The 12,068-nt window shown below is 72.1% G+C and carries 11 protein-coding genes and 1 pseudogene; 7 read left to right on the top strand and 5 right to left on the bottom strand.

Annotated features, from left to right (window positions below; genetic code table 11):
* Positions 1-279 (bottom strand): annotated as a pseudogene (locus CHC05_RS42935) (IS701 family transposase); the annotation flags it as partial.
* Between the two features lie 111 nt (positions 280-390).
* On the bottom strand, positions 391-1,662 hold the full coding sequence (locus CHC05_RS38095; protein ID WP_179266566.1) for a glycoside hydrolase family 16 protein: 1,272 nt from the start codon (positions 1,660-1,662) through the stop codon (positions 391-393).
* Between the two features lie 154 nt (positions 1,663-1,816).
* On the opposite strand from CHC05_RS38095, the gene CHC05_RS38090 reads away from it, so the two are divergent.
* Positions 1,817-2,749, top strand: a complete 933-nt coding sequence (locus CHC05_RS38090) for a phytanoyl-CoA dioxygenase family protein (RefSeq protein ID WP_179266565.1) — start codon at positions 1,817-1,819, stop codon at positions 2,747-2,749.
* Between the two features lie 58 nt (positions 2,750-2,807).
* Here the strand turns inward: CHC05_RS38090 and CHC05_RS38085 are convergent, their stop codons facing one another.
* The 3 genes from CHC05_RS38085 to CHC05_RS38075 form a co-directional block, all read right to left on the bottom strand.
* Positions 2,808-4,931, bottom strand: a complete 2,124-nt coding sequence (locus tag CHC05_RS38085) for a M14 family zinc carboxypeptidase (protein WP_089255515.1) — start codon at positions 4,929-4,931, stop codon at positions 2,808-2,810.
* 61 nt (positions 4,932-4,992) lie between these two features.
* Positions 4,993-5,625, bottom strand: coding sequence for a CG0192-related protein (locus tag CHC05_RS38080; protein WP_089255514.1), 633 nt, complete (start codon positions 5,623-5,625; stop codon positions 4,993-4,995).
* Between the two features lie 28 nt (positions 5,626-5,653).
* Positions 5,654-6,472, bottom strand: coding sequence for an endonuclease/exonuclease/phosphatase family protein (locus tag CHC05_RS38075; protein WP_089255513.1), 819 nt, complete (start codon positions 6,470-6,472; stop codon positions 5,654-5,656).
* A 71-nt stretch (positions 6,473-6,543) separates the two neighbouring features.
* Between CHC05_RS38075 and CHC05_RS41905 the strand changes: the two genes are divergently transcribed.
* The 6 genes from CHC05_RS41905 (at position 6,544) to CHC05_RS38055 (ending at position 12,030) form a co-directional block, all read left to right on the top strand.
* The gene (locus tag CHC05_RS41905) at positions 6,544-6,705 is read left to right on the top strand and encodes a hypothetical protein (protein ID WP_179266564.1); all 162 of its coding nucleotides are present in this window, start codon (positions 6,544-6,546) and stop codon (positions 6,703-6,705) included.
* A gap of 228 nt (positions 6,706-6,933) precedes the next feature.
* Positions 6,934-7,458 carry an ATP-binding cassette domain-containing protein gene (locus CHC05_RS38070; RefSeq protein WP_089255512.1) on the top strand — a complete coding sequence of 175 codons (525 nt, stop codon included), beginning with the start codon at positions 6,934-6,936 and terminating at the stop codon, positions 7,456-7,458.
* A 21-nt stretch (positions 7,459-7,479) separates the two neighbouring features.
* Positions 7,480-8,412 carry an ABC transporter permease subunit gene (locus CHC05_RS42930; protein ID WP_245871431.1) on the top strand — a complete coding sequence of 311 codons (933 nt, stop codon included), beginning with the start codon at positions 7,480-7,482 and terminating at the stop codon, positions 8,410-8,412.
* Positions 8,413-8,462: 50 nt separating this feature from the next.
* Positions 8,463-8,981: a 2Fe-2S iron-sulfur cluster-binding protein gene (locus CHC05_RS38065; protein WP_245871430.1), complete on the top strand. Its 519-nt coding sequence runs from the start codon at positions 8,463-8,465 to the stop codon at positions 8,979-8,981.
* Positions 8,978-9,961: an FAD binding domain-containing protein gene (locus CHC05_RS38060; protein ID WP_089255510.1), complete on the top strand. Its 984-nt coding sequence runs from the start codon at positions 8,978-8,980 to the stop codon at positions 9,959-9,961. The genes CHC05_RS38065 and CHC05_RS38060 overlap by 4 nt, the downstream gene beginning before the upstream one ends.
* Entirely contained in the window at positions 9,958-12,030 is a 2,073-nt protein-coding gene (locus CHC05_RS38055; protein WP_089255509.1) for a xanthine dehydrogenase family protein molybdopterin-binding subunit, read from the top strand. The genes CHC05_RS38060 and CHC05_RS38055 overlap by 4 nt, the downstream gene beginning before the upstream one ends.
* Positions 12,031-12,068 lie beyond the last annotated feature (38 nt).

The following is a 12,068-nucleotide window of genomic DNA, read 5'->3' as shown; positions in this document are numbered from 1 at the left end:
CAGCACCGCGTCCGGATCGCCGAGGTGGCCGACCACGAGCTCACGCACGTCGTCGCGGACCCCGTCAACGTCGAACTCCGCCCGGCGCAGCAACCGCTGCATGCCGTCCGGGCTCACCTCGCCGGCATGCTCGGCGATCGTCCAGCCGTTACGACGGTCCAACCCGGCAGCCAACCCGCACATATAACGCGCGGCCCGCGACCGCGGCTCGACCCGACCGAACCGCGGCCCGATCCGCTCACAGAAACGATCAAGCTCCGTCAGCCACCGATCGACCACATCCACACCAAAAACAACGCTCGACCAGCGGCAACGTCACTGACCAAAGTGCCGTTGCAGTACTAGGGCGTGCCCTGGCGGTGCCCGGCGGACTGGGCACCGCTACGGCACCTACTTGCGGTAGACGCGGACGTGGTCGATGTCGTACGTCATCGGGAACTTCGTGGCGTCGACGCCGTCGGCGCCCGCCCACGGGCCGCCCACCGCGAGGTTGAGCAGCAACGTGGCCGGGGTGGTGTCCTGCGGGCCGGCGTTGGCTACCCACCTGTAGTCCTTGCAGGCGAGCTTGAGCCCGTCCAGGTACCAGCAGACGCTCGTCGGCGTCCACTCGGCCGCGACCTCGATCCACCGCGACCGGATCGACGAGTCCGCGTGGAAGGCGTTGCCGTCGAAGGACGGGTGGGCGTACGTGGTCCGGACCGGGCCCTGCGGCGGGCCGTTCGGGAACTCGTCGTGGTCGTAGTAGGTCTGCACCGCCGTCCACAGCACGTCGGCGCCGTTGCCGCCCTTGTTGTACGGGGCTTCCAGGATGTCGATCTCGGGCGGCCACGGCGGCCGGACGTGCCCGTCGCCGTAGCCGCCGGCGAGCCAGAACGCCGGCCAACTGCCGACCACGTCGGGCAGCCGGACCCGGGTGGTGAGGTAGAGCGGGTGCTGCTCCGTCGGCAGGAACTCCCGCTTGCTGCGGATCATCGCCGACTCGTACCTGAGGTAGGGCTGGTCGAGCCGGGTCGCGGTCGCGTGCAGGCTGAGGTAGCCGTCCTGCACGGTGTGCATCCGCTTGCCGTCGGCGTTGACGTCCCGGTAGACCTGCGCCTCCTGGCCGGGCGCGGTCCCGTTGCCGCCCAGCGTGTCGAGGGTGCCGAGGGTCGTGCCGGTGACCGGGTCGCGGCCCAGGCAGCTGGGGTCGATCGTCGCCTGCTCGGCGGCCGACTCGGTGCCGCCGTCGTACATGTAGCGCGTGCACCACTTGTCGCGGTCCAACCGGGAACCGCCGAACTCGTCGCCGTAGACCAGCCTGTAGCCGGCCGGGTGCTGGTCGGTCGCGGCGTTGTCGACCCGGACCAGGAGCACCGCGGTGGCGCGCGGCAGCGGTGACCCGCGGCCCCAGGCGAGAGCGCTGAGCACGACCGGCCCGTCGCGGAACGCGGTGGTGTCGACCTGGGCGGTGGCGGCCGTCCCGTCGGCGTTGACGGTGGCCGTCGCGACCAGGTGGGCGAGCCGGTAGACCCGTACGGTCGCGAGGTTGCTGCCGGTGAACCGCAGCTCGGTGGTGTCGTGGACGGTGGTGCCGGAGGTGGGCGCGGCGACCGCGAGCGTCACCCGGGGTGCGGCCGAGGCCGGTTGGGCGGCGCCGAGGACGAGGGCGGCGGCGCCGGCCACGGCCACGAGCGCGCGGAGGGGGCGCCCGCGCGGTCGATGCGTGTGAACCGGTTCAGAAGATTCCATGCGTTCTATCTACCACAGCGCGCACCGCCCGGGCTAGGCTGAGCGACGACATCTGAACCGGTTCAAATCCATCCCCAAGGAGACGTGGATGTCACCCACCGAAGTGCTCACCGCCGAAGACCGCGCGCAGTTCCTCGACAAGGGATACGTCAAGCTCACGGGCTGCTTCAGCGCCGAGGAGGCCGAGTCCCGCACCCGCTACATCTGGGACCGCCTCGGCTACCGTGCCGACGACCCCGCCACCTGGGCCAAGGCGTCCGTGCACATGGCCGCGCACGAGGACATCGACGTCAGCACGTTCGCGCCCAAGGCCTGGCAGGCCGCCTGCGAGCTGGTCGGCGGCGCCGACCGGCTGACCGCGGCGAAGAACCCGTTCCCGTGGACCGACGCGTTCATCGTCAACCTGCGCCAGGAGACCGAAGGCCCGTGGCAGCCGCCGTCGCCGGCCACCCCCGGCTGGCACGTCGACGGAAGCTGGTTCCGGCACTACCTCGACTCGCCCGAGCAGGGGCTGCTGGCCATCGTGCTCTGGTCCGACGTGGTGCACGAGGGCGGCCCGACGTTCGTCACCACGGACTCGGTCGCGCCCGTCGCCCGCTTCCTCGCCGACCACCCGGAGGGCGTGCTGCCGAACGGGCACAGCGACGCGACGGTCTTCGACTATCAGGACCTGGCGGGGCAGTGCCACGAGTACGTGGAGGCCACCGGCACGGTCGGTGACGTCTACCTGCTGCACCCCTTCGTGGTGCACGCCAAGTCCGAGAACGCGCTGCGGGTGCCGCGGTTCATCACCAACTCGACGCTGTTCCTCGCCGAGCCGATGAGGTTCAACCGGCCCGACCCCGCCGACCACTCGCTGGTCGAGCAGGCCGTGCTGCGCGCGCTCGGCGTCGACAGCTACGACTTCGTCCCCACGGGCCCGCGCGAGCGGGTCGTCCCGGACTCGGCCGGCGCCTACGACGCCCAGGCCGTCGAGGAGCGCCGCCGGCTGGCGGCGGCGGGCCACCCGAACTACCGCTAGGACAGGGAGCGGCCCCCGGTCATGGCGTTGACCGGGGGCCGCTCCGTGACAGGGGTGCTTACGGCTGGATCGCGCCGTCGGCCTGCATGTCGCGGGCGACCCGGACGAGCTCGACCAGGCCGGACGCGTACTCCTGCGACTCGGCGTGTGCCTCCTCGTACGGCGGCTGGAAGCCGACGCCCTCCCACTCCTGGGTCTCCGCGTTCCACAGGTCGTTGCCGACCTCGAAGTCCCAGGCCAGGATGCCCAGCTCGTAGTAGAGCTGGTCGGCCGAGTTGCCGGCCGCGGAGTAGAGCACGTCAGCGACCGGACCCGTGTACGACGGCCAGGTCACCGTGCCACGCGAGCTGCGGATGGCGCCGATGATGCGCTTGGCGCTGTCCATGAAGTAGGCCGACTCCTCGATGGACGGACGCGGCAGGGTGACGCGGCCGTCCGCCTTGTAGGCGCCGGGGGGCCACATGAAGTAGCCACCGTAGCTGTGCACGTTCATCGCGAACTTGATGTTCGTGTGTGCCTTGGCGAGCGCGATCACGTTGCCGCTCTCCGCCTCGGACAGCTCGGACGTGCCGCTGTAGGTCCCCGAGAGGCAGTTCGCGCTGCCGCCGACGTACCCGTCGAAGTAGGAACCGACGGTGTAGTTGCGGTTGATGTCGACGCCCCACGAGTTGGCCAGCCGCGGGTCGCGCTGGGCTCCCTCGCAGTGGTTGACCAGGTTCTTGCGCTGGAAGTTGTAGTCGTTGAACGCGTAGTTCGCGCCGTCCGGGTTGACCATCGGGATCACGAAGATGTCGACGTTGTCGAGCAGGCTGCGGGTCTCCGCGTCGGTCGCGTAGTTGGCCAGCAGCCGCTCCGCGAACTCCAGGGTGACCAGCGGGGTGGCCCATTCACGGGCGTGCTCCTGCGAGTACGCCATGACGCCGATCTTCGAGCCGTCGCGGACCTTGCCGATCCGCAGCGCCTGCACCGTCCACGGCTTCTTCGACACCTCGGTGCCGTCGAGGCCGTCGTCGAGCCGGGCCGGGCCGGCGATCGGCATGAGCTTGCCGGCCGAGCCGTCCTCGACGAACGCGTTGAACACCTGCGGGTAGCTGGCGTCGATGAACGCGGCGACCTGGTCGGTGGTGCTGATGACCGCGCCGGTGCTGTCCGTCGCGAGCGAGACGGTCAGGACCCGGTCTTTGTACGTGGCCTTCAGCGGCTTGTTCTTCTTGCCCGGGTTGACGGTCTTGACCTGGACGCCGTTCATCTTCTGGTCGCCGAACTTGACCGAGTCGACGACGATCGCGGCGGTGGCCGGGTCACCGACGTAGGCGGCCGCGGTGCGGCGGTAGCCCTGCGTCTTGTTGGGCAGGTCGATGACGTCGACCAGGCTCTTGTACTGCCGGCCCAGCCGCTTGATGCGCGCCTGGATGTCGGTCGGCGTCATGTAGGCGGCGATGAAGTCCTGCTGGTAGCCGGCCGGGGTGGGCGGCGGGACCGCGCCCGGCCACGCCGTCGGCCGGATCGCCCGGGTGGTGCCGCCCAGGCTGGAGCTGGCCGTCACCGTCACCGGCTGCGCCGGCACGGGCTGGGGGAGCGCGACGTGGTACTGGTACTCGCCCGAGTCCTCGAAGCGGGAGAGGGGGAAGGAGCCGGTGGTGCCGTCGGCGGTCTTCCAGGTCACGGTGATCTCGACGTCCGGGTCGTCGGTCGCCGTCGTCGCCACCTGCACCGCCAGGAAGCTCTGGCCCTCGGTGGTCCACCAGTACGTCTGGAGGAACTGGAGAGTGTCGGTGTTGGCGGCCAGGGCGGCGCGGGCGCCGGCGGCCTCCTTGCTGGCCGCGACCCGGGCCGAGCCCTCGGACGCGGTCTGGATGAGCTGGGTGGCCACGGCGCCGCGGGCGGTCAGCGCCGCCAGTTCCTGGTCGGTCACGACCAGGTCGACCTGCACCTGACCGAGCGTGGTGCGCGGCCGGGCGGCGACGTCGGCGCCGCTGGCGACCAGGTCGCGCAGCATGGCCTCGTTGGGTAGCCGGAACCGGACGAGCGCGGTCTCGCCCGTGGCCAGCTTGACGGCCGGGCCGGTGACGGGTTTGGCGGTGTCGGGCGGGGCGGCGATGCTCGACCCGGACGGGGCGAGCAGCCCGACGGTCAGAACGGCTGCGGTGGCGCCGGCCACCCAGATCCGTCTGTTGGACATGGAACCTCCTGCGGACATCGAAGGACGCTGGGTCCTACATCAGTCCACAGATCGATCCGTGTCAACCGTTCGAAAGATACGCCAAGATAACTTCCGGTTGTTCGTCCCAACGGCCCGTGAGTGCGGCGGGTGGAAGGTCACCGTCGGTGATTCGGCGCAGGATGACGATGCGTAACGACCCCACGTGGACCACAGTGTGATCGCCGTGCTCCTCGATGCGGCGGATCTCCTCGACCGTGGGCGCGGCGCGGTCGGGCACGCCGGTGCCCCGGGCCGTCATCGCCGGCTCGCGTCGCTGCAGCGTGCCGGCGCCGTCGACGTCGATGAGCTCCTCGGCCTCGCCGGTGCCCGTGATGATCGCGCCGGCCAGGGCGGCGAGGTAGACCGGGTCGCCGGCGGCGTCGTACACCCAGCGCTTGCCGAGCACGGAGTGCTCCATCGTGCCGAGCAGCCAGGCGTCGCAACCGGGCAACGGCGCGTCACGGTAGGTGAGGGGTACGTGGTGCACCGGACCGGTGCCGAACCGGACAAGCAAGGTCTCGATGCCCACGGCGCCGGCGGGGTCGTCGAACCGGAACGCGGAGACGCGCTCGAGCTCACCGGCGGAGCTCGCGTGCCACCGCCGGCCGGGCAGCCAGCCCGCGATCAGTTCGAGTTTCGTCGGGGTCAGGGTGGCTTTGTGCAGGAGCGCCATTGCCGGATAGTACGCCCGTGCGGGCGGCTCAGGTCGCGCCGGTGCCGCTGCCGCCGTTGGTCAGCCCGACCGTGACCAGCAGGCCGGGATGGTCGGTGCTGCGGTCCAGATCGACCGGGCGCGTGGTCGGCTCCGCCAGGTCGCGAGTGGCGAGCACGTGCTGCAGGGCGCCGTCGCCGAGCCACCGGTAGCCCGCGGGGATGCACGGCCGCAGGTCGGGCGGCGCGCCGTAGCGGAGGTTGAGGTCGCCGGCCACGATCGTCGGGCGGTAGCCGGCCCGTCGGTGCAGCGCCGGCAGCGTGACGCCGAACAGGTGCTGGCACTGGTGCAGCGCCGCCTCGCTGTCGAAGCCGGCCAGGTGGGTGGTGCACACGTCGACGGCGGCGAGCAGGCACAGCCAGACCCGTTCCTCGGGGTCGACGGGGTCCTGCACGGGATACTCGCCACCGACCACCTCGTGCGGCGTCGTCGGCGCGCGGGCGATCAGGCCGATCCCGTACGCCTGGCCGTTGCGACCGCACCGGGTGGGCCCGCCGGACGGGCGGTCGGGCGCCGCCCGGAACCCGGAGGCGACCGGCCCGCCGTGCACGCCGGCGAGCACCGACCCGAGGGTGTCGATGTCGCCCTCGCAGATCTCGTTGAGCGTGACCACGTCGGGCCGCGTGGCGCGGATGACCCGCGCCGCCACGTCGATCGACCGGCCGGTGTAGCAGCCGGCCTGCCCGCTGGCGCACAGGTTGAGCTGTAGCAGCCGAACAGCGCGGGCGGGCGGCGCGACCGAACCACCGAGCAGCGCCGTGGCCGCGAGCAGCCAGGCGACGAGCACGAACCACCGCCGGGACGCCATCGCGCACAGTGTAGGGAATCTTGGGTTGACACGGCGGCCCGACCGGCTGCCGGCCCGGCACGGGGACGTTCGTGCGGCGCACGCTCGGCCGGGTCGGCGCCGCCGACCGCGTCCGCCTCCACCGCCAGCTCGTGACGTGGCTGCGGTCGGCGCACGCGGCCGGCCTCGACCGCGAAGACGTCGAGGCGCTCTTCGAGGCCGCCCGGCACGAGGTCGCGGAAGACGTCGCATGAGGTCCGCGGTCGAGACGGTGGGGATCCGGCCGTCGGCCGGCAGGGTGCTTCGGTTCGGCGAGCCGGTCCGCGACGACCCCGCGTCCCTGGGCCGGTTCGCCTACCTGGCCCAGGACTCCGCGCTCTACCCGGGTTTCCGGGTCGGCGACCTGCTCACCTTCGGCCGCAAGCTCAACCCGCGCTGGGACGACGCCCTCGCCCGCGAGCGGCTCGGCCGGCTGGGCATCTTTGCGCCGGCGGGTCCGCCAGCTGTCCGGCGGCCAGCGGGCGCAGTGCGCGCTGGTCCTCGCCTCGGCCAAACGGCCCGACCTGCTGCTGCTCGACGAGCCACTGGCCAGCCTCGACCCGCTGGCCCGCCACGACGTGATGGCTCTGCTGATGGAGACCGTCGCCCTGCACGGCACCACGGTCGTCCTGTCGTCGCACATCATCGCCGACCTGGTCGACACCTGCGACTGGCTGGTCGCCGTCAACCGCGGGCGCGTCCAGGTGAGCGGCGAGATCGACGAGCTGCTCGCCGGGCACGCGGTGGTCAGCGGTCCGGTCGAGCGGCGCGCCCTGCTGCCGGACCGGCTCGCCGTCATCACCGAGGGCGTCACCGGACGCCAGGTCGACCTGCTGACCCGCGCCACCACCGAGACGTTCGGCCCTTCCTGGAGCGTCCGGGCGCCCTCGCTCGACGAGCTGGTCCGCGGCTACCTCGGCGCACCCGAGGCGAGCGCGCTGCCCGGCCCGGTCGCCCTCGCCCGCTGACCATCCTCTGGAGACGCACGCATGCTCTGGCTCGTCTGGCGCCAGCACCGCTGGCAGCTGCTCGCCGTCGCCGCGGTCGCGGCCGCGTACTGCGGATATCTGCTCTGGATCGGTTGGGGCGTGCCGGCCGCGATCGACGAGTGCCGCACCGTGGTCGGTGTCTGCGACGCGTACAACCTGGCCAAGTCGCGCTGGGACACCGCGATCCTCGTGGGCAACCTGCTGCCGCTCGCGGTCGGTGTCTTCTGGGGTGCGCCGTTGCTGGCCCGCGAGGTCGAGCAGGGCACCATCCGCCTGGTGCTGACGCAGTCGGTCAGTCGTCGCCGCTGGCTGGGCATCAAGCTGGGTTTGGTGGTGGCCGCTGCCGCCGCGTTCGGGCTGGCCGTGGGCACGGCTGTCGGGTGGGCCGCGCCACGCTTCGGCGTCGTGAGCGGCGACTGGCCGTTCGGCAACGACGTGCTGTTCAGCCAGGCGGGCGCGCTGCCGGCCGCGACCTGGGTCTTCGCGCTCCTCGTCGGCACCGCGCTAGGGGCGGTCCTGCGCCGCGTTATGACGACGGTGGCGGTGACCGTGGTCGTGCTGGTGCTCGGCTTCGTGGGCCTGGTCGCGCTGCGGCCACACCTGATCCCACCGGTGGTCGTGGTGGCCGGGGCCGAGCACATGGTGCGCGACCCGTGGCCCGAGGCCAGCGAGCTTGGTTGGCTCTATCGAGTGTCCTATCTAGACAACGACGGTCGGGAGGTGACCTCGGCGACTGCCGGCGAGATCTGTGCGGATCCGGCGAACACCTACCCGACCGCCGAATGCCTGGCCCGCACCGGGCTTCGGCAGCGGGCGGTATACCAACCACTCGACCGCTATGTCTGGTTCCAGGCGGCCGAAGCCGGACTGTTGCTGGTGGTCTCGGCCGGGCTCGCGCTGGCCGTCCGGCGCAGGCTCGCCAACGCTGTCTAGCGCGTAGGGTCGAAAAGGTAAGGAAGACAACCGCGACGCGGGAGACGGCCTTGACCGACCAGCTGCGCGGCGAGGTCGTGCTGCGCGTCAACGGTGTGGACCGGGTCGTGAACCTGGACAACCGGACCACCCTGCTCGACGCCCTCCGCGAGCACCTGCGCCTCACCGGCACCAAGAAGGGCTGCGACCACGGCCAGTGCGGCGCTTGCACGGTGCTGGTCGACGGCGAGCGGGCCAACAGCTGCCTGCTGCTCGCGGTCGCCGTCGAGGGTCGCGCGGTGACCACCGTCGAGGGCCTGGCCGACGGCGACGAGCTCCACCCGTTGCAACGGGCGTTCATCGCCCACGACGGGTTCCAGTGCGGCTACTGCACCCCGGGGCAGATCTGCTCCGCGGTCGGCATGCTCGCCGAGGTCGCGGGTGGGCTGCCGAGCTGGGTCAGCGCCGACCTGGTGGCCGCGCCGGAGCTCGACGACGACGAGATCCGCGAGCGGATGAGCGGCAACCTCTGCCGGTGCGGCGCGTACGCGGGGATCGTCGCCGCGATCCGCGAGGTGGCCGACGGATGAGGGCCTTCCGGTACGCGCGTGCCAGCGACCCCGCCGACGCGGCCACCCTGGTCGCCGGCGAGCCGGACGCGGTCTACCTGGGCGGCGGTACGAACCTGGTCGACCTGATGAAGCTCGGTGTGCTCCGACCGGGCCTGGTCGTCGACGTCAGTCGCCTGCCGTACGACCGGATCGAGCACCTCCCCGACGGCGGGGTGCTGATCGGCGGTGCGGCCCGCGGTGGCCGGGTCGGGCGGGACGACGTCCTGCGCCGCCGCTACCCGGCGCTGATCAGGGCGCTGCTGTCCGGCGCCTCCGCGCAGATCCGCGGCCAGGCCACGCTCGCCGGCAACCTGTTGCAGCGCACCCGCTGCCCGTACTTCCAGAACACCACCGTGCCGTGCAACAAGCGCGACCCGGGCAGTGGCTGCTCGGCGATCCCGGGCGCGCACCGCGACCTCGGCGTGATCGGCACCTCGGACCACTGCGTGGCCACCCATCCGTCGGACCTCGCGGTCGCGCTGGCCGCGTACGACGCGGTGGTGGAGGTGCGCCGCCGTGACGGCACCGAGGTGCTGGTGCCGATCGGCGACCTGTACCGGCTGCCCGGCGACACCCCGTGGATCGAGACCGTGCTCGAACCCGGCGACCTGATCACCGGCGTCCAACTCCCGCCGCCGCCGGACGGCGCGGTCGCGACGTACCGCAAGGTCCGTGACCGCTGGTCGTTCGCCTTCGCGACGGTCTCCGTCGCCGCCGTGCTGACCGCCGACGAGGTTCGGCTCGCCCTCGGTGGTGTCGCCCCGAAACCGTGGCGCCTGACGGCCACCGAGCGGTTGTTGGCCGGCACCGACCCCACCGACGACGAGGTCAGGGCGGCGACCCGTGCGGCGTTCGCCGACGCCCGGCCGCTGCCGGACAACGCGTTCAAGATCGAGCTCGCGGTGGACCTGGTCGCGGCGGTGTTCCGGGACCTGCGGCCCGTCGGAGCCGGCCGATGAGCGCCGGCAGCGGGCTGCCCCGGCTGGAGGGCCGCGACAAGGTCACGGGCGCGGCCCGCTACGCGTACGAGTATCCGATCGAGGATTGTCTGTATGTCTGGCCGGTCGGCGCGACGGTGGCCAGCGGCACCGTCACCGAGGTCGACGCCACCGCCGCGCTCGCCGACCCGGAGGTGGTCGCGGTCGTCGACCACACCAACGCGCCCCGGCTGCGGCCGGCCGTCACCGCCGACGAGCTCGTGCTGCAGTCGCCGACCGTCGCGTACCGCGGTCAGGTCGTCGCCGCCGTGGTCGCCACCACGCTCGAGGCGGCCCGCGAAGGCGCCGAGCAGCTGCTGGTGCGTTACGTCGAGCACCCGCACAAGGCCGTGCTCGACCCCGACGACCCAGACCTCGAACAGCCCGAGACCACCAATGCCGGCTTCCCGGGTACGTCGGTCAAGGGTGACGTCGACGCCGCGCTGGCCGCCGCCGACGTGGCGGTCGACCACATCTACACGACGCCGCCCGAGCACAACAACCCGATGGAGACCGTCGCGATCATCGCGCGCTGGGACGGCGAACGGCTGCTGGTCCACGACTCCAACCAGGGTCCGTGGGCGGCGGCGACCGGTTACGGCATGTTGTGGGGCATCCCCGCTGACCAGGTCGACGTGGTCACCGAGCACGTCGGCGGTGGGTTCGGCAGCAAGGTCTGGCCCACGGCGGGCGCGGTGGTGGCCACGGTCGCCGCCCGCGTCACCGGCCGGCCCTGCAAGCTGATGCTGACCCGGCAGCAGATGTACACGATGGCACCGGCCCGCACCGCGACCCGCAGCCGGATCCGCCTCGGAGCCCGCCGCGACGGCACCCTGACGGCGATCGACCACGACGCGCTGCAGTACAGCTCGGTCATCCACGAGTTCGTCGAACAGACCGGATCGGCGACCCGCACGATGTACGCGAGCGACAACCTGCGGATCCGGCACCGGCTGGCCCGGCTGAACCTGCCGACGCCGCGGGTGATGCGGGCACCGGGCAAGACACCGGGGATGTTCGCGCTGGAGTCGGCGATGGACGAGCTCGCGTACGCCCTGGGCATGGACCCGCTCGCGCTGCGGCTGCGCAACGAGCCGCCGACCGAGCCGGCGACCGGGCTGCCGTTTGGCGGGCGGCACCTGGTCGACTGCCTGCGGGCCGGTGCCGACAAGTTCGGCTGGGCGTCGCGCGACCCGACACCGGCGGTGCGCCGGCGGGGCCGTTGGCTGTTCGGCACGGGGTTGGCGTCGGCGGTGTATCCGGTCTACCAGCAGGGCGGCACGGCGACGGCGCGGGCGTCACCGGACGGCACGTTCGACGTCTCGGTCGCGGCGGTCGACATCGGCACCGGCGCCCGCACCGCGCTGTGGCAGGCGGTGGCCGATGCGCTCGGCGTACCCCCGTCTCGGGTTTCTGTGCACATCGGACGGTCGGCCTTTGGTCAGTCCTCGCTGGCCGGCGGTTCGGCCGGAACCGCGTCCTGGGGTGGCGCGGTGCGCAAGGCGTGTTTTGAGCTGGGCCGGCGGCTGGCCGAGCATGGCGGCGCGGTGCCGGTGGACGGCCTCGAGGTGACCGCGGACACGGCGGCGGACCAACTACCTCCGGACCACGCCCGGCACTCCTACGGTGCGCACTTCTGCGCGGTCCGGGTTGACGCGGACACCGGCCAGGTGCGGGTGGACCGGCTGCTCGGCGTGTTCGCGCACGGCCACGCCCTCAACGCCCGCACGACCCACTCGCAACTGCTCGGCGGCATGGTGATGGGCCTGTCGATAGCCCTGTGCGAGCAGACGATCGTCGACCCGCGGCTGGGCCTGTTCGTGAACCACGACCTGGCGCAGTACCACATCGCCACGAACGCCGACATCCGCGGCCTGGAGGCGCACTCGCTGGAACACACCGACGACGACGTGACCCTCGTGGGCGGCAAGGGAATCGGCGAGCTCGGCATCGTCGGATCGGCGGCCGCGGTGGCCAACGCCGTCTTCCACGCGACCGGCGTACGCGTCCGCGACCTGCCGATCACCGTCGAACGGGTCCGGGCCCGCTAGTGGAAAGCCGGATCAGGACGCCGGACCACCGGTTGCGG

Source organism: Asanoa hainanensis (assembly GCF_900188485.1).
Classification (GTDB): Bacteria; Actinomycetota; Actinomycetes; order Mycobacteriales; family Micromonosporaceae; genus Asanoa; species Asanoa hainanensis.
This window is presented reverse-complemented; position numbering and strand designations above follow the sequence as displayed.